Genomic DNA, 24000 nt, shown 5'->3' with positions numbered 1-24000 from the left:
CGGGTCCCGGGCGGGCAGCGGGCGCGGCGGCGGCGCGGGAGGGGCCGGGCGCGGCACACTGGCCGTGTGGAGGCAGACCCGAGCCGTCCCGTGCGGCCGTGGCGGGCGATGGGCGCGGTCAGCGGGATCGTCGCGGCCGTCGCCGGACTGGCGTCCGCGCAGCTGGCCGCTGCCGCCGGCCGGCCCGAGGCCTCGCCGGTCACGGCCGTCGGCGGAGCCGTGGTCGACCTGACGCCGGTCGCGGTCCGGGAATGGGCCATCCGGCTGTTCGGCACCTCCGACAAGCTGGCGCTGGGCCTCGGCATCCTCGCCGTGCTGGCCGCGGTCGCGGTCGGCACCGGCCTGCTCGCCGTACGCCACCTCCCCGCCGCGATCGCCGTCACGGGCGGTTTCGGGCTGGTGGGGGCGCTGGCCGCGCTCAGCCGTCCGGAGGCGTCGTGGCGGGACGCGCTGCCCTCGCTGGTGGGTGCCCTGGTCTCGGCCGGGGTGCTGTACCTGCTGGTCACCGCCGGCAGACGGGCCCGGCCCGCCGGCGCCGCGCAGGGCGGAGCCGGCTCGATGGACCGGCGCGGCTTCGGCCGCCTGGTGGTCGCCGTCCTGGCCGCGTCGGCCGGGGTCGGGCTCGGGGCACGGCGCCTGGGTGCGCACGGCAGCGCGGACGCCACCGCCTCGCGGGCCCGCTTCGTACTCCCCCGGCCCACCGTGCCCGCGCCGCCGGTGCCCGCCGGTGCGGACCTGCGGGTGCCCGGGCTCGGCCCGTTCCTCACCCCGAACCAGGACTTCTACCGGGTGGACACCGCCCTGGTCGTCCCGCGCGTGGACGCCGGCACCTGGCGGCTGCGCATCCACGGGGAGGGAGTCACCCGGCCCCTGACCCTGGACCTGCCCCGGCTCCTCGCCCGCCCGGTGGTCGAACACGACATCACCCTCACCTGTGTCTCCAACGAGGTCGGCGGCCCGTACGCGGGCAACGCCCGCTGGCTGGGGGTCCGCCTCGGGGACCTGCTCCGCGAGGCGGGGGTGCGGCCGCCGTCCGAGGGCGGACCGGCCGACCAGCTGGTGGCGCGGTCGGTGGACGGCATGACCATCGGCACACCGGTCGAGACCGTCATGGACGGCCGGGCGGCGCTGCTGGCCGTGGGCATGAACGGCCGGCCGCTGCCCTTCGCCCACGGGTTCCCGGTCCGGATGGTCGTACCGGGCCTGTACGGGTACGTCTCCGCCTGCAAGTGGATCACCGAGCTGCGGCTCACCACCTTCGCCGCCTACGACGCGTACTGGGTGCGCCGGTCCTGGGCCCAGCAGGCCGCCGTCAAGACGCAGTCGCGGATCGACACCCCGCGCCCCTACGCCGACCTGTCCCCGGGCCGGGTGGCGGTCGCCGGGGTGGCGTGGGCCCAGCACCGAGGGATCGCGCGGGTCCAGGTACGGGTGGACGGCGGCCCCTGGCAGGAGGCCCGGCTCGGGACCGCGGACGGCGCGGACACCTGGCGCCAGTGGGTCTGGCCGTGGGAGGCGACCGCAGGACCGCACACCCTGGAGGTCCGCGCCACGGACGGCACGGGCGCGGTGCAGACGGGGGTCCGCACCGGGACCGTGCCGGACGGGGCGACGGGCTGGCACGCGGTGGACGTGCGCGTCCGGGCGCTAGGAAGTGGCGGCGGCCTGTCGGCCGGGGCGGACCGGGAGTGAGCGGACGTTGTTGCTGATGAAGCTGTTCTGGTAGGGGAGTTCGGCGTCCGGGACCGCGAGGTCGAGGTCGGGGAAGCGGGTGAAGAGCCGCTCCAGGGCAATCGTGGCCTCCAGCCGGGCGAGCGGGGCCCCGGTGCAGTAATGGGCGCCGTGGCCGAAGGAGAGGCTGCGGGCGGCGGTGGGGCGGGTGATGTCGAACCGGTCGGCGCCCGGACCGTGGAAGGACTCGTCGCGGCCCGCCGCGCTGTACCCGGCGAGCACCGGGGTGCCCTGCGGGATCACGGTCCCGTCGACGGTCAGGTCGCGGGTGGGGTAGCGGAACGGGAACCAGCTGACCGGGGTGTCCCAGCGCAGCGTCTCGTCCACCACGTCCGACCAGCTTGCCTTGGCGTCCAGGACCAGGGCGAGCTGGTCGCGGTGGGCGCACAGCGCACGGACCGCGTTGACGACGAGGTTGAGGGTGGTCTCGTGGCCCGCGACGAGCATCAGCCGCATGGTGCCGATGAGTTCGACCTCGGTGAGCCGGTCGCCGTCGTCCTCGCGGGCGGCGATCAGCGCACTGGTGAGGTCCTCGCCGGGGTTCGCGGCGCGGGCGGCCGCGATCGTCGCCGTCAGGGCCATGAGTTCCTGCAGGGCGGTCATCTTCTCGGCCGGGGTGATGTCGGTGGCGATGACGACCTTGTTGGTCAGGTGGTGCAGACGGCCCCGGTGCTCGGGGTCCACGCCCAGCAGCTCGCAGATGACGTTCATCGGGAGCGGGAGGGCGAAGTGCTCGTACAGGTCGGCGGTCCCGTCGGCGGACCCGGCCGCGGCCCGCCCGAGGTCGTCGAGGAGTCCGGCGGTGAGCTCCTCGACGCGCGGCCGCAGCCGTTCCACCTGGCGGATGGTGAAGGCCTTGCCGACCAGCGCGCGCAGCCGGCGGTGGTCGGCGCCGTCAGCGGTGTGCATGCCCACGGCGTTGGCGAAGACGCGCAGCGGCCAGTCGGCGGGGATCGTGCCGTCGTGCAGGGCCGGGAAGTGCCGGGCGCCCTTGGCCACGTCGGGGTGGGCGAGGAACTCCCGCAGCGCGTCGTGGCCCAGGACCACCGCCCCGGGCACCCCACCGGGGAGCACGACCTCGGCCACGGAGCCGTGTTCGGCGCGCAGCCGGGCGTTGAGGGCGTGGGGGCAGCCGCCGACGGGGTCGATCACGTGCGGGGCGGCCTGGCCCTGCGGGACGGGTGAGGTGGGGGACGACAAGCCGGTTCTCCTGACCTGATGGACGGAACTCGGTCAACAGTGCGGCCTCGGAGCCGGGTTGGACAAGCCCGTTCCCGTCCCGTCTCAGAACCAGTTGACGGTCAGGGTGAAGGTGGTGCCCGCGGTGGCTCCGCCGGCATCGCTCGCGGTGGCGGTGATCTGGAAGACGCCGCCGCCCCAGGGCTTGCCGCCGATCCGGCCGGAGGCAGCGTCGAGGGTCAGGCCCCAGGGCAGGCCCGTGACGGCGTACCGGACAGGGGGCTTCGCCCCGGTGGTGACGAGCTGGACGGTGCAGGACTGGTTGAACCTGCACGTCTGCGGGCCGGGGTCGGTGAACTTCAGCCCGCCGGGGGTGGGAGTGGGCGTCGGAGTGGGGGTGGGCGTCGGGGTGGGGGTGGTGCCGCAGCCCGGGGTGGCCTCCGGCGGCAGCGGGACCCGCCAGATCTGCGTGTCGTTCTCCGAACCGACGAGGAGGTTCGCGCAGTCGGCGTACGTCACCGTCTCCCCCTGCGACTGGGCCGGGAGGGCGACGTCCGCGAGCTTGACCCCGGCCGTGTCGTACACGGAGGCCGTGTTGGCGCCCAGCGGCCCGCCGCTGCGCAGGGTGTACGAGGCACCCGTCGGCGAGAAGGCGCCGTCCGTGGCGAACACGGGGCCCGGCCGGACCGCGGTGAGGGTGTTGACCTGACCGGTCACCGGCGGCAGCGGGGCCTGGTACAGCCGGCCGGCGGCCCCGATGAGCTTGCTGGCGACGTAGAGCCGGCCGGTCACGGGATCGGCGAGCAGGGACTCGGCATCGTGTCTGCCGTCGGCGTAGGCGAAGCGGTAGGTCACGGGCGTGACCGTGGCGTTCGCGAGCCGAACGGGCTCGGCGAACCGGTGGACGGTGATCTCCGCGCGCCCGCCGAGGTTGTCCCCGATGTCGCCGACCAGGATCGCCGGGCCACCGTCGGCGTCCGTACCGAGCGCCAGGCCTTCCCAGTCGGTGTTGCCGACGCCGGAGACGGTCAGGGTGGCGACCAGCCGGCCGGTGGCGCCGCTGCAGTCGACGGCGAAGACCTGGTTGGTGTTCCCGCTGTCGTTGACGGCGTAGAAGACCCCGGGATGTCTGCGGCTCATGGCGAGGCCGCTGAGTTCGGCGAGGCCGCTGGGGAGGGTGCACTTCCGCTCCGGCGCCGGGGCCACGGCGGCCGAGGCCGGCGGGGCGACGGAAACGGTGGAGGCGGTGGCCGTGGAGGCGGTGGAGGCGGTGGAGGCGGTGGAGGCGGTGGCCGTGGCCGTGGCCGTCCAGGCGAGCCCGGGCAGGGCCGTCGCGAGGACCGCGGTCGCGAGGGCGGCGGCGCGCGGGAGTGTCAGGAGTCGGGACATGCGCACAATGTGAGGGGACATCAGCCGGCGTACCAGACCCCGCCGCCTCCCGTTCGAGCATCGTTCAATGCCGTGCCGGCATGTCCCGTCAGCGCACCGGCTCCCGGACGGGTGCCTTGTGCCCTGCCTGTGCGATGAACGCGCGGGCCGCCCGGCTGAGCGGCCGCCGGGCGTGGGCGATGCCCACCGGGCGCAGCAGCGGAGGTGTGAAGGAGCGGATCTCGGCCCGGCTCCCGAAGGCTCTCAGCACCACGTCCCGGTACCAGATGAGGGAGCCACGGCCGTCCGTCACGCCCGTCACCCACGCGAGGCGTTCGTCGACCTCCAGGGTGGGGACGGGCCGTACTCCGAGGCAGCTGAACATGGCTTCCATCTCGGTGCGCCGGCCGGTCCCCGGCGTGGGCAGCACCATCGGCAGCCCGTCGAGCATGCGCAGGGGCATCGGGTGGGGCAGCCGGGAGCCGGGCGGCGATATCAGCACCACCTCCCGCTCCTGGATGAAGTGGGTGGAGAGCTCCTTGTCGACGGGCAGGTCGACCAGGGCCAGCTCCGCGCGCCCCTGGGTGACCTCCTCGACCAGGCCCTCCCTGCTGCCGTGCTGCCGGAGCCGGACGTCGACGGCGGGATGCCGTCCGGTGAAGGCCGCGATCAGGTCGGCGGCCAGGTCGAGGGCGAGGGTGGGGGTGGTGACCAGGGTCAGGGCCGCCCGGGCGCCCTCGCCGTGTGGGGTCCCGATGTCGTCGATGGCCTCCACCGCGTTGAGCACGGTCCGGGCCAGCCGGACGACCCGGGCCCCCTCCGGCGTGAGGTCCACCCCCCTTCCCCGGCGGGCCAGGAGCTCGACGCCGAGATCCCGCTCCATGGCCTGCACGGCCCGGGACAGCGCGGACTGGGCGACGAAGACCGAGGCGGCGGCCCCGGTGATGGACCGGCAGTCGGCGACGGCGACGAGGTAGCGGAGCTGCGCGAGGGTGGGGGTCATGACCGGACGGTAACCGCGTGAGGCCGTACCTGTAAGGGTTCGTCGGGTGAACAACTGCCCCGGCCCGGCGTCACGGTCATGCCCGGTCGGTGGCTACGCATGCCGGCGCGGCATGCCCGCCCGGAAGGCGGTACGCCGGCCCGCGCGACGGGGCCGGCCCGGCCTGGTGGAGAACTCCGCAGGCCACGGCCTCGGGCGGGGGGTGTCAGGGCTCCGCCCGGCCGGGATTTCGGGTGGCACGTGTACGTCGCGAGTGCGAAGCATCGTATTCCGCATGGCTGTTGACAGTGCAGGGCGGCCACCGCACGATGCAACGCGGCATTGCGGGTGTTTGACCACGGTTCAAGCCCGTCGTACCCGCGGCGGGTTCCCCGGCCGGTGTGCGCGTGACCGCCGCGCTCCCCCTTCGTCCGCCCCGCCCCGCACTGCCGCTGCACGGCACCTCGGCACGTCGGCTCGTCGGCTCGTCGGCTCGTCGGCTCGTCGGCTCGTCGGCTCGTCGGCTCGTCGGCTCGTCGGCTCGTCGGCTCGTCGGCACCTTGGTTCACCCGCACGCCGGTCCACCCGCAACGCCGGTTCAGCTGCACGCCGGTTCACCCGCACGCCGGTACACCTGCAACGCCGGTTCACCCGCCGCCGGTCCACCGCCCTTCATCCCTTCGTCCCTTCTTTCCTCCCGCACAGCGTCATGTCACACAGCACTGGTAGAGGAGCGCCCGTGACCCCCCAGCACCCGCAGCCCGCCGCCGCCACCCGTGACCTCGTCGTCGCCGTCAGCCCCTTCGAGGAACCCCACCCGGCCGTCGTGACCGCCGCCGAACGCGCCGGTGCCCTCGGCCTGCTCGACCTCGGACGGGACGCCGGCGCGGCACGGCGCGGTCTCGCGGAACTGGGCCGCCGCCTCGGCGGTGACACCCGGCGGTACGGGGTGCGGGTGCCGGCCGGGTGCCCGCTCGGCCCCGGGGAGCTGCCCGCCGCCGTGGACACCGTGCTGCTCGCCGACCCCGCTTCGCACACCCCCGAGCAGGTGGCCGCCTGGGCCTCGGCGGCCGGGCGGCCCCGGGTCTGGGCCGAGGTCACCGGTGCGGCCGAGGCCAGGACGGCCGTGGCCGCGGGAGCGGGCGCTCTGGTGGCCAACGGCCATGAGGGAGGCGGCCGGGTGGGTCCGGCGACCACTTTCGTCCTGCTCCAGCAGCTCCTCGGCGACCCCGCAGTCACCGTCCCCGTCCGGGCCCGGGGCGGGATCGGCCCGCACACGGCCGCCGCGGCCGTCGCGGGCGGGGCCGCCGGGGTGCTGCTCGACGTACAACTGGCCCTGACCACCGAGTGTGAGGCCGGACTCCCGGAGGAAGTCGTCGCCGCGCTGCGGGTGATGGACGGCTCCGAGACCCGGCTGGTCGCGGGCCACCGGGTGTTCGCCCGGCCCGACCTGACCCCGCCCGAGGGGCCCGTGCACACCCTGCTCGGCGCCCGCGACCTGCGCGCCCAGCTGCTGCCCGTCGGGCAGGACGGGGCCTCGGCGTCCCGGCTGGCCGCGCGGTACCGGACCACGGGCGGTGTCCTGCAGGCCGTTCGGGCCGCCGTCACCGGGCACCTGGACGCGGCGGTACGGGCCCGGCCCCTCGGCCGGCCGCACCCCGTCGCGCAGGGCCCGATGACCCGGGTGAGCGACCAGGCGGCCTTCGCCGCCGCCGTGGCCGGCGCCGGCGGGGTGCCGTACCTGGCGCTCGCGGTGATGGAGGGCCCGGACGTACGCCGGCTGCTGGCGGAGACCGCCGAGCGGCTCGGGGACCTGCCCTGGGGCGTGGGCCTGCTCGGCTTCGCCCCGCCCGGGCTGCGGCAGGAGCAGCTGGCAGCCGTGACCGCGGCCCGCCCGCCGTACGCGATCATCGCCGGCGGCACCCCTGCGCAGGCGGCCCCGCTGGAGGCGGCCGGGATCCGGACCCACCTGCACGTCCCCTCGCCCGGGCTGCTGGAGCGGTATCTCGCCGAGGGGGCGCGGCGGTTCGTCTTCGAGGGGCTGGAGTGCGGTGGACACGTGGGGCCGCGCGCCTCGTTCCCGCTGTGGGAGGAGCAGATCGAGCGCCTGCTGGACTGCCCCGAACCGGAGGCCCTGGACGTGCTGTTCGCTGGCGGGATCCACGATGCGCGCTCCGCCGCGATGGCGATGGCGGCGGCGGCCCCGCTGGCCGCCCGGGGTGCCCGGGCCGGGGTGCTGATGGGCACCGCCTACCTGTTCACGGAGGAGGCCGTCACGGCGGGCGCGGTCCGGCCGGGCTTCCAGCGGGCGGCGGTGGAGTGCACGGACACCGTGCTGCTGCACACCGCGCCGGGACACGCCACCCGGTGCGCGGCCACCCCGTACGCCGAGGCCTTCGAGGCGACCCGGCAGCGGCTCACGCGCAACGGCGTCGAACCGCGCGCGATGTGGGAGGAGCTGGAGCGGCTCAACCTGGGGCGGCTGCGGATCGCCAGCAAGGGCCTGCGCAGAAGCCCCGACCGGGACGGTGCGCTGGAGCCCGTGTCCGAGGAACAGCAGCGGACCGACGGGCTGTTCATGCTCGGGCAGGCGGCCACCCTGCGTACGGCCACCACCACGGTCGCGGCGCTGCACGCGCAGGTCACCGAGGGGGCCACCGCACTGCTGGAGCGGCGGGCCCGCGAGCTCGCCGGCGCCGGGCTCTCGGCGCGACGGGGGGCGCAGCCCGCCGACCCGCTGGACATCGCCGTCGTCGGGATGGCCTGTGCCTATCCGGGCGCCCCCGACCTCGCCGCCTACTGGTCCATGGTCCTCGCGGGGACCGACGCCGTCACCGAGGTGCCGGCGGAACGCTGGGACCCGGAGCTCTACTACGACGCCGACCCGGCCCGGGCCGGTGAGCGCACCCCGTCCCGCTGGGGCGGCTTCCTCGGCCCGGTGCCCTTCGACGCCCTCGCGCACGGCATCCCGCCCGCCTCGCTCGCCGGGATCGAGCCGGTGCAGCTGCTGGCCCTGGAGATCTCGGCGCGGGCCCTCGGGGACGCGGGCTACGGCAAGGACCGCGTCTTCGACCGCTCCCGGACCTCGGTGGTGTTCGGCGCGGAGGCCGGTACGGAACTCGCCGGCGCCTACGGGCTGCGCGCCCTGCACCCCGCCTACCTGGGTGACCTCCCGCCCGAGTTGGACGGGCAACTGCCGCGCCTCACCGAGGACTCCTTCCCCGGGATCCTCGCCAACGTCATCGCCGGACGGGTCGCCAACCGCCTCGACCTGGGCGGGGCGAACTGCACCGTGGACGCCGCCTGCGCCTCCTCGCTCGCCGCCCTGGACCTCGCCTGCCGCCAACTCCGCGACCACGACAGCGACATGGTCATCTGTGGGGGCGCCGACGTACACAACGGCATCAATGACTACCTGATGTTCGCCTCCGTGCGCGCCCTGTCGCCCGGTGGCCGCTGCCGGCCCTTCGACGCGGCCGCCGACGGGATCGCGCTCGGCGAGGGCGTCGGCGCGCTGGTCCTGAAGCGGCTCGCGGACGCGGAACGCGACGGCGACCGCGTGTACGCCGTGATCAAGGCGGTGGGCGCCGCCAGCGACGGCCGCTCCCTCGGTCTGACCGCGCCCCGGCCGGAAGGGCAGCGGCGGGCCCTGGAGCGGGCGTATGCCAGGGCGGGCATCACCCCCGACCAGGTGGGCCTGGTCGAGGCGCACGGCACCGGCACCGTGGTCGGGGACAGCACCGAACTCTCGGTCCTGAGCGACCTGTTCACCGCGTCGGGCGCCGAGCCCGGCTCCTGCGCCCTGGGTTCGGTGAAGTCGCAGCTCGGGCACACCAAGTGCGCGGCCGGGCTGGCCGGGCTGATCAAGGCGGCCCGGGCGGTCCACACCGGGGTGCGGCCCCCGACCCTGCACATCGACGCGCCCAACCCGGCCTGGCGGGCGGAGACCAGCCCGTTCTCCTTCGACAGCGAGGCCCGGCCCTGGCCGGTGCCCGCGGAGCGGCGGTTCGCCGGGGTCAGCGCCTTCGGCTTCGGCGGCACCAACTACCACGCGGTCCTGGCCGGTCACGGGGGCTCGGCGGAGCCCCGGCACGGGCTGGAGGAGTGGCCGGCGGAGCTGTTCTGCTTCCGCGGCGAGGACCGGCGGGCGGCGGGCCGGGCGATGGCCCGGCTCGCGGCGCGGCTGGAGGAGAACGACGCGGCCGGGCGGCCCTGGGCGCTGCGGGACCTCGCGGCGGAGACCGCCGCGGCCCCCGGCAGGATCAGGGTGGCGGTCGTGGCCGCCGACCTGGACGAACTGTCGGCCCGCCTGGAGCAGGCCCGTACGTTCACCGCGGGCCCGGGGGTGCACGTACGGGAGGAGGCTGCGGAACCGGGCGGGGTGGCCTTCCTCTTCCCCGGCCAGGGCAGCCAGCGCCCGCGCATGCTCGCCGACCTCTTCACGGCCTTCCCCGCCCTGCGCGGGCTGCTGGACTCGGCCCCGCCCCCGGTGGTGTCGACGATGTTCCCTCCGGCGGCCTTCACCGCCGAGGGGCGGGCCGCGCAGCGGGCGGCCGTCACCGACACCCGCGTGGCGCAGCCGGCCCTGGGCCTCGCGGGGGCGGCGGCGCACTTGCTGCTCGGCGGGCTCGGCGTCCGGCCGGACTGCGTGGCCGGGCACTCGTACGGCGAACTCACCGCGTTGTGGGCGGCGGGGGCCTACGACACGCAGAGCCTGCTGCGGCTGAGCGCCCGCCGGGCCGAGGCGATCGTGGCGGCCGCCGGCGCGGATCCCGGATCGATGGCGGCGGTGTCGGCCGCGCCGGGGGAGGTACGGGAGATCGCGGAGCGCGCCGGATGCGTGGTGGCGAACCACAACGCGCCCCGGCAGTGCGTGGTCTCGGGCCCGACGGCAGCCGTGTCGATGGCGGTGACGGCGCTGCGCGAGGCGGGCTTCGCCGCCGAACCCCTCCCCGTGGCGTGCGCGTTCCACAGCGAGGTGGTGGCGGGGGCGGCGAAGACCCTCGCGGCGGAACTGACCGCGACGCCGGTGAGGGCTCCGCACACCCCGGTCTGGTCGAACACGACGGCGGACCGGTATCCGGCGACGGCCGAAGAGGTACGGAGCCTTGCCGCGCGCCAGGTCGCGGAGCCGGTCCGGTTCGTCGAGCAGGTGGAGGCCATGTACGCGGCCGGCGTCCGGACGTTCGTGGAAGCGGGGCCCGGCCGGGTCCTCTCCGGTCTGGTCGGCCGGATCCTGCACGGGCGCCCGCACACGGTGGTCCCGCTGGACGTTCCGGGCGAGCACGGCCTGGTCAGGCTGGTCACCGCACTGGCCGAGCTGGCTGCTGCGGGTGTGCCGGTGGCACCGGGGGCCCTGTTCCGCGGCCGCACCTCCCGGCTGCCGGCGCACGCCCCGCGGCGACCGGGCTGGCTGGTCGACGGCCACCTGGTCCGCACCGCGGACGGCGAGCCCGTCCCGGGCGGCCTCCGCCCGGCCCGCCGGGTGCCCGCGCCGGTGGTGGAGGCACGTACGGCGGACCCGTCGGCGGCGGTGCCCGGCACCGACCGCCGGGAGGAGGCCGTACTGGAGTACCTGCGCGGCACCCGCGAGCTGGTGGAGGCCCAGCGCGACGTCCTGCTCGGCTTCCTGGGCGCCGGGGCACTCCCCGGATCCGGCGCCCCGGCCGGGCAGGTGCCGGGGCGATCCGCGCTGGGCGCCGACCGGCCTGCCGTCGAGCCGTCCGTCCCCCCGTCGCGTTCGGCGTCCGAGGAGACGTCCCGGCGCGCCACCGGCCCCGGCACGGCCGCCGCCCCCGCACCGGCACCCGCACCCGCACCCGCCCCGGCACCGCAGGGCCCCCGTACCGCCGAGGAGGTCATGGACCTCGTCCTGGAGATCGTCCACACCCGCACCGGCTACCCCCGGGACATGCTCGACCCCGGACTCGACCTCGAAGCGGACCTCTCCATCGACTCCATCAAACGTGTGGAGATCATCGGCGCCCTCGCCGACCGGATCGGACTCCCCCGGGATCCGGGCGGCGGCTCCGCCCAGTCCGCGGTCGAGGAACTGTCCCGGATCAAGACCCTGCACGGCATCGTCGCCTGGATCACCTCCCGCACACCCGCGGCGGCAGCCGCTCCCCCCGTACCCGCCGGGCCGGGCACCGCACCGGCGCCCGCCCCGCACCCGATCGTCCGGCTCCGGGTGGCCCTGCTGCCCGTACCGGGGCCCGACGGCGACCCGGGGTCCCTGCGGGGCCTGCGCATCGGAGTCGTCGAGGACGGCCAGGCCGTCGCGCCCGCCCTCGTCGCGGCCCTGGCGGAGCACGGCGCCGAGCCGGTCCTCCTGAGCACCGCGGGGCCCGGCTTCGACGGGCTCGTCGACCTCTCCGCGCTGCGGACCACCGCCGCTCCCGTGCTGCCCGGCGCCTTCCCGGGTCTGCGGACGGTTCTGACGGCGGGAACCCCGCGGCTGCTGCTCGTCACCGGCCCCGGCACCCCCGGGGCCGGTCTGCACGGCTTCGCCCGCAGCGCGGCCCTGGAGTTCCCCGCCGCGCTGGTCCGCGCCGTGGACATCTGCCCCAAGGAGGACCCGGAACGCATCGCGGCGCAGCTGGTGGCGGAACTGAGCAGCGACGGCGCGGACGGAAGCGGCGGCAGCAGCGGCGCGAGCGGTGACGCACGCCCGACCGCCTCCGTCGGGTACACCGCCGAGGGAACCCGCGTCGCCCGCCGCCCCGTTCCCGCTCCCCTGCGCGCGTCCGACGGCCCGCCGCTGCTGGACCGCGCCTCGGTGGTCCTGCTCACGGGCGGGGCCCGTGGCATCACGGCCCGCACCGCGCTCGCCCTGGCCCACGCCACCGGCTGTCACGTGGAACTCATCGGCCGCACCCCCGAACCATTCGCCGGGGAGGCGGAGTTCGGGCAGGCCCAGGACCGGGTCGCGCTGCGTGCCGCCCTGATCGCCGCGGGGCTGCGTACACCCGCGGACATCGAGGCGGCGGCCTCGCGGATCCTCGCCGAGCGCGAGGTCCGGGCCACCCTGGCCGCCCTCGGCACCGCGGCGGCCTCCGTGCGGTACCACTGCGCCGACGTGACCGACGAGCGGGCCGTGCGGGCGGTCGTGGCCGGCATCCGGGAGCGCCACGGCCGCCTCGACGGCATCGTGCACGGCGCCGGCGTCCTGCGGGACGGCCTGCTGCGGGACAAGCAACCGGCCGACTTCAGCGCGGTGTTCACCACGAAGGTCGACGGGGCCCGCCATCTGGCCTCGGCGGCCGCCGAGCACGGGGACGGTCCCGCGCCCCGGTTCCTCGCCCTCTTCGGCAGCGTCTCCGGGGTGTACGGCAACCGCGGCCAGTGCGACTACGCCGCCGCCAACGACGCCCTGGACGGCCTCGCGCACACCTGGGCCGAGTCCTTCCCGGGCCGGGTGCTGTCCGTCGACTGGGGTCCCTGGGCGGCGGAGGCGGGCGGGATGGTCACCCCCGAGCTGGAGCGTGCCTACGTCCGGCGCGGGATCCCGCTGATCGCACCGGAGGCCGGCACCGCCGCGTTCCTCGACGAACTGGCCTGCGGCGGCGACGTACAGGTGGTCCTGATGGCACAGGAGGGCCGGGGCGATGCGTGACGGGGAGCGGCGCGGGCCGCGCCCGGCCGATGCCGCGATCGTCGGCATGGGCGCGGTGTTCCCCGGGGCCGCCGATCTGGCCGCGTACCGGCGCAATCTGCTCGCCGGTACGGACTGCGTCGGCGAGGTCCCGCCGGGGCGCTGGGACCCCGAGGTGTACTACGACCCGCAGGGCGCGACCGGTCCGGTGACGGGCGACCGGTTCTACTGCCGGCGCGGCGGCTTCGTCGACGGCCTCGCCGCCTTCGACCCGACCCGGTTCGGGATCATGCCGGCCGCCGTGGAGGGGGCCGAGCCGGACCAGATGCTGGCCCTGCACGCGACGGCCGAGGCGATCGCCGACGCGGGCGGCGAGGCCCGGCTGCCGGCCGACCGGTCTCGGATCGGGGTGGTGCTGGGGCGCGGCGGGTTCATGGGAGTGGCCACCGCGCGGCTCGACCAACGGGTGCGTACGGCGCACCAGTTGGCGCAGACCTTGCGGGAGCTGGCACCGGAGCTGGGTGAGCGGCGGATCGCGGCGGTGCGCTCCGCCTTCCAGGACGCTCTGGGGCCTGAGCGGCCGGATGCGTCGATCGGGCTGGTGCCGAGTTTCACCGCCGCCCGGACCGCGAACCGGCTGGACTTCCGCGGGCCCGCCTACACCCTGGACGCGGCCTGCGCCTCCTCCCTGCTGGCGGTGGACCAGGCGGTGGGGCTGCTGGCCGCGGGACGCTGCGACGCGGTGGTCGCCGGGGCGGTCCACCACTGTCACATCGCGACGCTGTGGAGCGTGTTCACCCAGCTGCGGGCGCTCAGCCCGAGCGAGCGGATCCGGCCCTTCGACCGCCGGGCGGACGGGACCCTGCTGTCGGAGGGCACCGGGGTGGTGCTGCTGAAGCGGCTGGCGGACGCGGAGCGCGACGGCGACCGCGTGTACGCGGTGATCCGCGGTACGGGCGTGGCCGGGGACGGCCGCGCGGCGAGCCTGATGAGCCCGCTGGTCGCGGGCCAGGTGCAGGCCCTGGAACGGGCCTGGCGGGAGGCCGGGCTGGATCCGCGGGCGCCGGGCGCGCTGGGTCTGCTGGAGGCCCACGGCACGGGCACCCCGGTCGGGGACGGCGCCGAACTGGACACCCTGGCCCAGGTGTTCGGACCTCCGGGACCGGCGGGCGGGCACGGGATCGGCTTCGGCTCGGTGAAGTCGATGCTCGGGCACACCATGCAGGCCTCGGGCATGGCCGGGCTGATCAAGGCCGCCCTCGCCGTGCACGAGGGGGTGCTGCCGCCGACGCTGCACATCGAGGAGCCGCACCCGGACCTGGCCCGGACGCGGATGCGCCCGGTGAACGCGGCCGAGCCCTGGGAGCGCGGGCCCGGGCCGCGCCGGGCCGGGGTCAACGCCTTCGGCTTCGGCGGGATCAACGCCCATGTGGTGCTGGAGGAGGCTCCGGCGGCCTCGCGTCCGGCCCCGGTGCGCCGGTTCCTGCCGCTGGGAGGACCGGCCGCGCCGGTGGGGCCGGCCGCGGGGGGCGACGTACTCCTCGTCGGTGCGGACGGTCCGGCGCAGCTGGCGGCCCGGCTGGCGGCGGCCGTCCCGGTGTCGGGCGGCGACGGGCCCTGCCGGGTCGCGGTGGTCGGGCCCACACCCCAGCGGCTGGCGCTCGCCGCCAAGGTGGTGGCGCGTGGGCGGCCGTGGCGGGGGCGCGGGGACGTGTGGTTCACCCCGGAGCCACTGGGCGGCCGGGTGGCGTTCCTGTTCCCGGGCCTGGAGCCGGAGTTCGCTCCCGTCGTGGACGACGTGGCGGAGCGGTTCGCGCTGACGGCCCCCCGGCTGACCCGTGGCACGTCCCTGGTGGAGCGGGCCCTCGACGCGATCGCGACGGGCCGCTTCTTCGCCCGCGTCCTGCCCGGACTGGGTGTCGAGGCCGATGTGCTGGCGGGCCACAGCCTGGGCGAGTGGGCGGCGATGGTGGCGGCCGGCATGTACCCGCAGGAGGCGGCGGACGCCTTCCTCGGCTCCCTGCGGCCGGGCGCTCTCCGGGTCCCGGATCTCGTGTACGCGGCACTGGGCTGCAGCGCCGCGCGGGCCCGGGCCGCGCTCCACGACCTGGACCGGGTGGTGGTCAGCCACGACAACTGCCCCCACCAGTCGGTGGTCTGCGGGGATCCGGCACAAGTGGCGGCGGCTGTGGCCCGGTTGCGCGGTGACGGGGTGCTCGGGCAGGAGCTGCCGTTCCGTTCGGGTTTCCACACCCCGATGTGGGAGCCGTACCTCGGGCAGGTCCGCGCCGCCTTCGACCGGCTTCCGCTGCGGCCCGGGGCGCTCCCGGTGTGGTCGGCCACCACGTGCGCGCCGTTCCCGTCCGCGCCGCAGGACGTACGCGACCTGGTCGTACGGCACCTGCTGGAGCCGGTCCGGTTCCGTGAGCTGACTCTGCGGCTGTACGAGGACGAGGGCGTGCGCGGCTTCGTCACGCTGGGCCCGGGCAGCCTGCCCGGTTTCGTCGAGGACACCCTGCGCGAACGCCCGCATCTGTCGGTCTCCACCTCCTCCCCGCGCCTGCCGGGCCTGGCGGCGCTCCGCCGCACCTGTGCCGCGCTCTGGGTCGAGGGGTACGCGCCGCGGTGGGACGGGGCGACCGAGGCGCCGCCCGTACCGGCGCCGGTGCGCTCTCCGGGGCGCGGGATGCCGCTGGACCTCGGGTCCCCGCTGGTCCGGCTCGGCGAGGAGGACCGGGCCGCACTCGCCGGCCTCCTGGCACCGGCACCCACGGCACCGGCACCGGCACCGGCGGGCGGACCCGCGGACGGCCGGCCCGCGCTGCTGTCCGCGCTGGACGCGGTGCTGGCCGACGCCGAGTCGGCCGTCCGGGCGGTCACCGGGGCCTGGTCGACCGCGGTCCCGGATCCGGCGGTGTCCGCCCCGCTCCGGGCTGCGGCTCCGGTCCCGGATCCGGGACCGGCCCGTCACACCCTGCGGCTGTCCCTCGCCGCACTCCCCTACGTACGGGACCACTGCGTGTACCTCCAGCCCGACGACTGGCCGGAGGACTCGGACCGGTTCCCGGTGGTGCCCATGACCACGATGCTGGAGCTGGCGGCCGACGCCGCCCGGCGGCACGCCCCGCCCGGCCTGGTCGTCGTCGGCTACGAGGACGTACGGGCCCTGCGGTGGCTCGCGGTCGAGCCGGCCGTCGACGTCGAGGTCACCGTCCGCGGTGACGGCCCGGGCCGGATGCGGGTCGGGCTCGGGGAGTACGCCTCGGTGGTCGTGCTGCTCGGCGAGCGGTACGGGGAGCCGCCCGCGCCCGACGGCAGTCCCCTGCGCGATCCCGGGCCCGCCCCGGTCAGCGCCGAAGCCCTGTACCGCGACCGGTGGATGTTCCACGGCCCGCGCTTCGCCGGGGTGCACGAGGTGCGGTCCGTCGGCTCGGACGGCATCCAGGGGGTCCTGCGGGCCCTGCCCGACCCGGGTGCGCTGCTCGACGCCGCCGGGCAGCTCTTCGGGCACTGGATGCAGTTGCGCCTGCCGGTGGACCGGCTGGTGTTCCCGGCCACCGTGGACCGCGTCCGGTTCTACGGGCCTGCGCCCGCTCCGCGGGAGCTGGTGACCGCCACGGCCCGGATCCGCGCGGTGCAGGACGTCACCGTGCGCGGTGACATCGAGCTGCGCGGGGCGGACGGCGGGGTGTGGGCCCGGATCGAGGGGTGGACGTACCGCCGGTTCGGCGCCGACGAGCGGGTCTGGCCGATGAAGTTCACCCCGGAGGTGTGCGGGATCGGTGAACCCCGGCCCGAGGGCTGGTGTCTGGCCCGGCGCCGCTGGAGCGACCCCGCCTCGCAGGAACTGGTCATGCGCCGCTACCTGGGTGCCGCCGAACGGGCCTCCTACGAGCGGCTGTCGCCGCGTGCCCGGGCGCCCTGGCTGCTGGGCCGGATCGCGGCCAAGGACGCGCTGCGGCAGCTGCTGTGGGACGGCGGAGCCGGGCCGGTGTTCCCCGCGGAGGTGCCGATCGGCAACGACCCGGCGGGGCGCCCGCTGGCCGAGTCCCCGCTGACCGCCGGCTTCCGGCTGTCGATCGCCCACAAGGACCGGATCGCGGTCGCCCTCGCCGACCCGGCCCGCCCGGCCGGCATCGACGTGGAACAGGTGACGGCGGACCCGGACGCGCTGATCCGGATCGCGCTCGGTCCGGACGAACTCCGCCTCGCCGAAGGGCTGGCCGCCCGTGAGGGCAACGGGCTGCCCGCGGCGCTCACCGCCCTGTGGTGTGCCAAGGAAGCCGCTGCCAAGGCCGCCGGGAGCGGGCTGGGCGGCCGGCCGCGGGACTGGCGGGTGGCCTGGGACCCGGATTCCGGCGCGCTGCTCGTGACCTCCCCCGTGGGGGACCCGTACCCGGTCCGCACCACATCGCTCGCCACGCCGGTCACGGGACCGCTCACGTCCCCGCCCACCGACGCCGTGCCCGGCCACGTCGTCGCCTGGACCGCCCACCCCGCGGCGCCCCGCCCCGTACCCGTCCCCCTTCCCCTCACGGAGGCCCGTCATGGCAACTGACATCCTCGCCGAGATCACCGGCATGCTCGTGGAGATCGTCGGCGACGAGTACCTGCTCGCGGAGGAGGTCACGATGAAGACGACCTTCAACGAGGACCTCGCCCTGGAGAGCATCGAGTTCGTCGCCCTCGCCGAACTGCTCCACCACCGCTACGGCGCCGGCGTGGACCTGATGGGCTTCCTGGCCGAGAAGGACATGGACGCCATCCTGGCCATGTCCGTCGGCGAGCTCGTCACCCACATCGGCCGGATCACCCACACCTCCCTGGCCCGGGCCGCGGCGGGGTCCTCCCCCGCGTCGGCCGGCTGAGCCGGCCATGGCCTTCGTCCAGGCGGGCTCCCTGCGCTTCCACGTCCAGCGGCTCCCGGCCACCGCCGGCGCCGCCGCCCCCGACCGGCCCGTCGTGGTGTTCCTGCACGGGCTGGTCGTCGACAACCTGTCCTCCTTCTACTGCCCCCTGGCCCTGCCCGTGGCCCGCGCCGGCCACGAGGCCGTCCTCTACGACCTGCGCGGCCACGGCCGCACCGAGCGCCCGGGGTCCGGCTACGACAGCCGCACCGCCGTACGGGACCTGTTCGCCCTGCTCGGCGCGCTGGACCTCGGGCAGCGCCCCGTCCACCTGGTCGGCAACAGCTACGGCGGGACGCTCGCCCTGCACGCCGCCCTGGCCCGGCCGGACCTGGTCACCGGGCTCACCCTCCTCGAACCGCCGCTCGGCGGCGCCTGGGTGGAGAACATGGTGGACACCCTGTCGGCCGCCGCGCTGAGCCTGGAGGACAGCACGGTCCCCACCGAGCTCCTCACCCTGCGCCTGCGCAAGGCCGCCAACCTGACGGCCATCGCCGACGCCCTCCTCAACCGCACCTCCCTCATCGACGACATCGCGGCGAGCCGCGTCTTCACCTCGGCGGACTTCGCCCGGCTGCGCTGCCCGGTCCTGGTCGTCTGCGGCGAGCACTCCGAACTCCTGCCGGGAGGCGAGGAGCTGGCGCGCCATGCCCCGCACGGCGTGCTGCGGATCCTGCCGGACCTGGGGCACGACGTCCTGAAGGAGAGCAGTGGTGTGCTGCGCGAGACCGTGCTCGCCCATCTCGCCGCGACGGCCGGCGCCACGGCCGACGCGGCCACCGGTACGACGGCCGGCACGGGGACCGGCGCGGCGACGGCGGCGTCGCCGCGGGTGGGAGCGCTGGTCCCGTGAGGGTGCTGTTCACCGTGCCGCCGCTGGCGGGGCACGTCAATCCGACCGTGGCCGTCGGCGCCGAACTGGCCGCCCGGGGACATGAGATCGCCTGGACGGGACCACCCTCGGCGCTGGCCCGGCTGCTGCCCGCGCAGGCCCGGATCCTGCCCGCCGGGGAGGAGCTCGGTCCCGGCGGGTACGCGGCGCTGCACGAGAGCTGGCGCGATCTGCGCGGGGTCGGCGCGCTGCGGTTCCTCTGGGAGGAGGCGCTGGTGCCGCTGGCCCGGGCGATGGTTCCGGGGGTCGCCCGGGCCGTCCGCGCCTTCGGGCCGGACGTGCTGGTCGCCGACCAGCAGGCCCTGGCCGGGCCGCTGGTGGCCCGGCGGCTCGGGGTCCCGTGGGTGACGTCGGCCAGCACCTCGGCCGAGCTGACCCGGCCCTTCGCGGACTTCCCGAAGGTCGGGGAGTGGGTGGCCGGGCAGATCTCCGGCCTGCTCGCGGAGTTCGGCGCGGCGCGGGATCCGGGTGACCGCGCGGACTGGGACCCGCGGTTCTCCGAGCGGCTGGTGCTGGTCTTCTCCACTCCCGAACTCGTGGGCCGCGAACAGGACTTCCCGCCCCGCTACGCCTTCGTGGGGCCCGCCTTCGGAGCCCGCCCGCCGGCCCCCGGATTTCCCTGGTTGCGGCTGGACCCGGCGCGGCGCAGGGTGCTGGTGTCGCTGGGCACCCTCAACCAGGCGGCCGGGGCCCGGTTCTACGGTGCGGTGCTGGGCGCCGCCGAACGGCTCGCCGAGGACGTCCAGTTCGTCCTGGCGGCGCCCGCCGCCCTGGTCGGGACCGTACCGGGCCACGTCCTGCTCCAGGAGAGCGTCCCGCAACTGGAGCTGCTGCCGCACCTGGACGCGGTGCTCTGCCACGCGGGCCACAACACCGTCTGCGAGGCCCTCGCCCACGGGCTGCCGCTGGTCGTCGCCCCGATCCGGGACGACCAGCCGATCGTGGCCCGGCAGGTGGCCCTGGCCGGAGCCGGCGTCCGGGTGCGGTTCGGCCGGACCCGGGCCGAGGAACTGCGCGACGCACTCACCGCCGTACTGGACGATCCCGGCCCGCGCCGGGCCGCCCGGCGGATCCAGGCCTCATTCGCCGCGGCGGGCGGGGCCGCCGCCGCGGCCGACCGGTTGGAGAAACTGCCATGACGCCACCCCCGCTCTCCCGGGTCCCCTGGACCTCCGTCCTGTTACTGGCCGCCCTCGGCGCCGGCACCGTACGTGCCCGGCGCCGGCTGCGGGCGATCCCGGTGCTGCCGGTGACCCCGCCCGCGGTGGCGGCCGGGGGGCCGCGCGCCGCCGGGTGGCGGCTGCTCACCGCCCGGGGCGTCGAGCCGGATGCGGCCACCTTCCTCGCCGCCTGCGGGTACGCGGAGGCGGAGGGCCTGCGGGTGCTGGACCTGCTGCCCGCGGACCTGCCCGCCGAGCGGGCGCTGGGGCTGCTGCGCCTGGTCGACCCCGCCCGGTACCGGCAGGACCGGCTCGCCGCGGGCCGCGGGGCCGGGTTCGCCGTGCTCGTCACCGAGGAGGTGCTGGCCCGGGCCGGGGTGGATCCGGCCGGCCCGCGCCCGGAACCGGCGGAACTGCTGGCACTGACCCGCCGGTTGAAGGAGTACGCCGCCGACGCCACGGGACTGGCCATCGCCCCCGGGCTCGGCTGTGGCGGGGCCGGGGAGCCCGGAGGTCCGGCGCGGGCCGCCGAGCTGCGGGCCCAGGGGCTGCCGCCGGGGGCGCTGGCCGCCGCGCAGCTCGGCGGTCTGGCGCTGCTGGCGGGGGTCGCCGTGCGGCAGGGCCGGTGGGGCGCGGCCGCGGCCGGGCTGTACTGGCTCCAGCCGTACCTGGTCCTCGGCGGGCCGGGATCCGCGCTGCGCCCCGCCGGTCTGGGCCGGGCCACGGCGGCCCGGCCGGTCCGCTCCCTCGGCGCGGGCCTGCGTACGGCCGCGGCCGCCGGCCGGAGCTCCCCCGCGGACGGGGCGGAGGAGGCCGCGCGGGCGGCCGCGTACCGGGCGGATCTGGCGGCGGGCGTCGACCGGTTCCTCGAACCGCGCCGCGCGGACTGCCCGTGGTGCGGGTCCGACCGGCTCACCGTCCAGGTCCGGGTGCCGGACCTGCTCCAGGGCAAGCCGGGCCGGTTCACGCTGGAGCGGTGCGGGGAGTGCCGGCACGTCTTCCAGAATCCCCGACTGACCCTGGAAGGGCTGGAGTTCTACTACCGGGACTTCTACGACGGGCGCGGCGGCGAGGGCACCGGCGTCGTCTTCGGCACGCAGGGCGCCGCCTACCGGGGGCGCGCCGAGATGCTGCTCCCGCACGCCGACCCGGCGTCCTGGCTCGACGTCGGCACCGGTCACGGACACTTCTGCAACGCGGCGCGCGAGGTCTGGCCGCGGACCCGGTTCGACGGGCTCGACATGGGCGACGGGGTGCGCGAGGCGGAGCGGCGCGGCTGGGTGGAGACCGGATACCTGGGCCAGTTCCCGGAGTTCGCCCCGAAACTGGCGGGCCAGTACGAGGTGGTCAGCATGTACCACTACCTGGAGCACACGCGGGAGCCGCTCGCCGAGCTGGACGCGGCGGCCACCGTCCTCGCCCCCGGCGGGTTCCTGGCCATCGAACTGCCCGATCCGCAGTCGCGGATGGCGCGGCTCGTCGGGCCGTTCTGGCTGCCCTGGTTCCAGCCCCAGCACCAGCACCTGATGCCCGCGGCCAATCTGCGCGAGGCGCTGGCCGACCGGGGGTTCACCGTGGTCGCCGAGGAGCACGGACCGGCCCACCAGGGCAACGACTTCTTCGGCGCGGTGGCCCTCGCGGCGACGCGGCTGTCCCCGGATCCGGACCGGCCGTGGGGCCCGGGGCCGACGCCGCGCGCCCGGCTGCTCGCCCACGCCGTACGGGTGGCCGCACTGCCGTGCTTCGCCGCCGCGGCGGCGCTCGACACGGTGCGCGCGGCGGTGGCCCGGCGGACGGACGGCGGGAACGCCTACCGGATGCTGGCCCGCAAGGACACGCCGTGACGGGCGCGGATCCCGTCGGCGTCGTGGTGACGTCCGGGGCCCGCGGTGCCACTGGGGCCGAGCCCGGGCCCGCACCCGACCGCGCCCTCGCCGCCGACCGTGCCGGAGGAGACCTCGCCCGCCGGGCGACGGCCGATCCGCTGTACCGTCTCGTCGCCTACGCCCTGGAGGCCGCGCACGGGCGGACCCCGGCCGCCGTGTGGAGCGCCCCGTACGCCTTCCACCTGGGCTCCCCCGGGCTGGTCGCGGCGGCCGGCTGGCCCACGGCGGCGGCCGCGGCTCCGCGCACGGACGGGCTGGTGCGGCTCAGCTCCCTCGCTCATCCCGCGGACGGCTGCGATCTGCCGCTGACCCTGTCGGGTCCGCCTCCGGCCGCGCCCGCCTGGGCGGTCCGGCCGTACGCCGTGCTCCGGGCGCTGGCCCGGGCCGGATACGGCCGCGGGGGGACCGACCTGCACGTCCAGGGCTCGCTCACGGGCGCCGCCGGGCTGGCCACGGCGGAGCCCGCGGAGTGCGCGGTGGCGCTCGCGGTGGCCGACGTACACACGGCGGCGGGTCAGCAGCCGGACCGCGAGCGGCTGGCCGGGCTGCTGGCCGGGGCGCTCCCGGACGGCGACGACGGACTGCGCCGGGCGGTGCTCTTCGCCCGGCCGGGCAGGGCCCTGCTGCTGGGCGCGGAGCCCCGGCGGCGCCGGCGTTACGTCGCCTTCGACCCGGCGGCCTCGGGAGCGCGGCTGGTGCTGGTCGCCGTCCGCGGGGAGGCCGCGGACCGGCCACGGGAGCTGGCGCGGGCCGTGGCCGGCGCCCGCCGGGCCGGGGCGCTGAGTGCCTGGCCGCCGGTACAGGCGCGGACGCCCGGGCGGAGCGCGCTGGTGCTGCTGCCCGAGGCGCGGCTGGCGGCGGTACGGGCCGCGGTGGCGGAGGACTTCCGCGACCGGGGGCGGCCCGTACCGCGGTTCCTGAACATCGCCGTGGCCGGTGCGGCCCGGCGCGAGGAATGACGGCGACGACCACGCCCCGGGCCCCGGCCCGGGCGACACCGAGGAGGACGACACCCATGCCCACCCTTCGACCCACCCCGACGGCGCGCGCGAGACGCGGGGCCCGATGGCCGGCGCTCGTGGCCGGGATCGGCGCGCTCGGCCTGCTGGGCGCCTTCACCGTGGCCAACTCCCAGGCCGCCGTGCCCGGTTCCGCCGCCGCGCCGGCCGCCACGGCGGCGGCCCTGCCGGCGTACGACCACGTGGTGGTCGTGGTGTACGAGAACAAGCAGTACGGGGAGATCATCGGCAGCGCGAACGCCCCGTACATCAACCAGCTGGCGAACGGCGGCGCGAGCCTGACCGGAATGAAGGCGCTGACCCACCCCAGCCAGCCGAACTACTTCAACCTCTTCTCCGGCGCCACCCAGGGCATCACGGGCGACGGCTGCTACACCCCGCAGTCGATGACGGCGCCGAACCTCGGCCAGGAGCTGATCGCCGCCGGCAGGACCTTCGCGACGTACAACGAGGACCTGCCGAGCGAGGGGTCCACGGCCTGCACGAACGGCCAGTACGCGCAGAAGCACAACCCGTGGTTCGCCTTCAGGAACGTGCCGCTGAACACGGGCAAGACGTGGGCGCAGTTCCCCCGGAACGACTTCGCGGCGCTGCCGGGCCTGTCCTTCGTGGTCCCCAACCAGTGCAACGACATGCACTCGTGCCCGGTCGGCACGGGTGACACCTGGACCAGGAACAACCTCGACGCCTACGCGCAGTGGGCGAAGGCCAACAACAGCCTGCTGGTCCTGACCTGGGACGAGGACAACTACCTGGGCTCGAACCAGATCGCCACCGTGTTCTACGGGGCGAAGGTCAAGACGGGCAGGTACGCCACGGCCTTCAACCACCACCATCTGCTGAGGACCTTCGAGGACCTGTTCGGCACGGCGACGCACGCGGGCAACGCCGCCAACGTCCAGCCGATCACGGAGGTCTTCGACACCTCCACGGACCCGACGCCCACCCCGACTCCCACACCCACACCCACGCCCACCCCGACGCCCACGCCCACTCCGACCGCGGGCGGTCTGCAGCTGGCCAACCCCGGCCCCCAGAGCTGCAAGTTCAACCAGTCCTGCACCGTCCAGCTCAGCGCCACCGGCGGCAGACCTCCGGTCCGGTACGCGGCCACCGGGCTGCCCTGGGGCCTGACCGTCGACGCCGGCTCCGGCCGGATCAGCGGCAAACCCTGGGGCAGCGGCACGGTCCAGGTCACCGCGACCGCCACCGACTCCACGGGCACCACCGTCACCACCGCGTTCCCGCTCACCGTCAACTGGTTCTAGACCGGCCTGCCCTG

The 24000-nt window shown here is 76.3% G+C and carries 12 protein-coding genes; 9 read left to right on the top strand and 3 right to left on the bottom strand.

Features of this window, described 5'->3' with window-relative positions; all coding sequences use genetic code 11:
* The first annotated feature begins 108 nt into the window (after positions 1–108).
* On the top strand, positions 109–1692 hold the full coding sequence (locus tag DEJ51_RS28845; RefSeq protein WP_150262216.1) for a molybdopterin-dependent oxidoreductase: 1584 nt from the start codon (positions 109–111) through the stop codon (positions 1690–1692).
* On the opposite strand, the gene DEJ51_RS28840 is transcribed toward DEJ51_RS28845, so the two are convergent.
* The 3 genes from DEJ51_RS28840 to DEJ51_RS28825 form a co-directional block, all read right to left on the bottom strand.
* Positions 1648–2931 (bottom strand): cytochrome P450 family protein, encoded by a 1284-nt coding sequence (locus DEJ51_RS28840; RefSeq protein WP_150260490.1) that lies wholly within the window; start codon positions 2929–2931, stop codon positions 1648–1650. The genes DEJ51_RS28845 and DEJ51_RS28840 overlap by 45 nt on opposite strands.
* Before the next feature lie 84 nt (positions 2932–3015).
* Positions 3016–4299 (bottom strand): Ig domain-containing protein, encoded by a 1284-nt coding sequence (locus tag DEJ51_RS35285; protein WP_223836007.1) that lies wholly within the window; start codon positions 4297–4299, stop codon positions 3016–3018.
* Between the two features lie 88 nt (positions 4300–4387).
* Positions 4388–5281, bottom strand: a complete 894-nt coding sequence (locus tag DEJ51_RS28825; protein ID WP_150260489.1) for a LysR family transcriptional regulator — start codon at positions 5279–5281, stop codon at positions 4388–4390.
* A 718-nt stretch (positions 5282–5999) separates the two neighbouring features.
* On the opposite strand from DEJ51_RS28825, the gene DEJ51_RS28815 reads away from it, so the two are divergent.
* From DEJ51_RS28815 to DEJ51_RS28780, 8 genes are read left to right on the top strand one after another with little or no spacing between them, the layout of a single operon-like run.
* Positions 6000–12875 (top strand): type I polyketide synthase, encoded by a 6876-nt coding sequence (locus tag DEJ51_RS28815; protein ID WP_223836006.1) that lies wholly within the window; start codon positions 6000–6002, stop codon positions 12873–12875.
* A complete protein-coding gene (locus tag DEJ51_RS28810; protein ID WP_150260487.1) occupies positions 12868–17412 on the top strand; it encodes a type I polyketide synthase in 4545 nt (1514 codons plus the stop codon). Before DEJ51_RS28815 ends, DEJ51_RS28810 begins: the two co-directional genes overlap by 8 nt.
* Positions 17402–17722 (top strand): acyl carrier protein, encoded by a 321-nt coding sequence (locus tag DEJ51_RS28805; RefSeq protein ID WP_150260486.1) that lies wholly within the window; start codon positions 17402–17404, stop codon positions 17720–17722. The genes DEJ51_RS28810 and DEJ51_RS28805 overlap by 11 nt, the downstream gene beginning before the upstream one ends.
* Positions 17723–17729: 7 nt before the next feature.
* The gene (locus DEJ51_RS28800; protein WP_150260485.1) at positions 17730–18614 is read left to right on the top strand and encodes an alpha/beta fold hydrolase; all 885 of its coding nucleotides are present in this window, start codon (positions 17730–17732) and stop codon (positions 18612–18614) included.
* Between the two features lie 2 nt (positions 18615–18616).
* Positions 18617–19792, top strand: coding sequence for a glycosyltransferase (locus DEJ51_RS28795; RefSeq protein WP_150262213.1), 1176 nt, complete (start codon positions 18617–18619; stop codon positions 19790–19792).
* On the top strand, positions 19789–21657 hold the full coding sequence (locus tag DEJ51_RS28790; RefSeq protein ID WP_223836005.1) for a class I SAM-dependent methyltransferase: 1869 nt from the start codon (positions 19789–19791) through the stop codon (positions 21655–21657). Before DEJ51_RS28795 ends, DEJ51_RS28790 begins: the two co-directional genes overlap by 4 nt.
* Positions 21654–22658, top strand: a complete 1005-nt coding sequence (locus DEJ51_RS28785) for a galactokinase (protein ID WP_223836004.1) — start codon at positions 21654–21656, stop codon at positions 22656–22658. Before DEJ51_RS28790 ends, DEJ51_RS28785 begins: the two co-directional genes overlap by 4 nt.
* A 56-nt stretch (positions 22659–22714) precedes the next feature.
* On the top strand, positions 22715–23986 hold the full coding sequence (locus tag DEJ51_RS28780) for an alkaline phosphatase family protein (RefSeq protein ID WP_150260484.1): 1272 nt from the start codon (positions 22715–22717) through the stop codon (positions 23984–23986).
* The last annotated feature ends 14 nt before the right edge of the window (positions 23987–24000 follow it).

Source organism: Streptomyces venezuelae, from assembly GCF_008642275.1.
Taxonomy (GTDB): domain Bacteria; phylum Actinomycetota; class Actinomycetes; order Streptomycetales; family Streptomycetaceae; genus Streptomyces; species Streptomyces venezuelae_E.
Note: the sequence above shows the minus strand (reverse complement) of the source record. Positions and strands in the feature narration are given on the sequence as shown.

Excerpts from the sequence above, each read along its gene's own strand:
- DEJ51_RS28805 (WP_150260486.1), top strand. The coding sequence starts at position 17,402 with ATGGCAACTGACATCCTCGCCGAGATCACCGGCATGCTCGTGGAGATC.
- DEJ51_RS28825 (WP_150260489.1), bottom strand. The coding sequence starts at position 5,281 with ATGACCCCCACCCTCGCGCAGCTCCGCTACCTCGTCGCCGTCGCCGAC.
- DEJ51_RS28810 (WP_150260487.1), top strand. The coding sequence starts at position 12,868 with ATGCGTGACGGGGAGCGGCGCGGGCCGCGCCCGGCCGATGCCGCGATC.
- DEJ51_RS28800 (WP_150260485.1), top strand. The coding sequence starts at position 17,730 with ATGGCCTTCGTCCAGGCGGGCTCCCTGCGCTTCCACGTCCAGCGGCTC.
- DEJ51_RS28845 (WP_150262216.1), top strand. The coding sequence starts at position 109 with ATGGGCGCGGTCAGCGGGATCGTCGCGGCCGTCGCCGGACTGGCGTCC.
- DEJ51_RS35285 (WP_223836007.1), bottom strand. The coding sequence starts at position 4,299 with ATGTCCCGACTCCTGACACTCCCGCGCGCCGCCGCCCTCGCGACCGCG.
- DEJ51_RS28790 (WP_223836005.1), top strand. The coding sequence starts at position 19,789 with ATGACGCCACCCCCGCTCTCCCGGGTCCCCTGGACCTCCGTCCTGTTA.
- DEJ51_RS28780 (WP_150260484.1), top strand. The coding sequence starts at position 22,715 with ATGCCCACCCTTCGACCCACCCCGACGGCGCGCGCGAGACGCGGGGCC.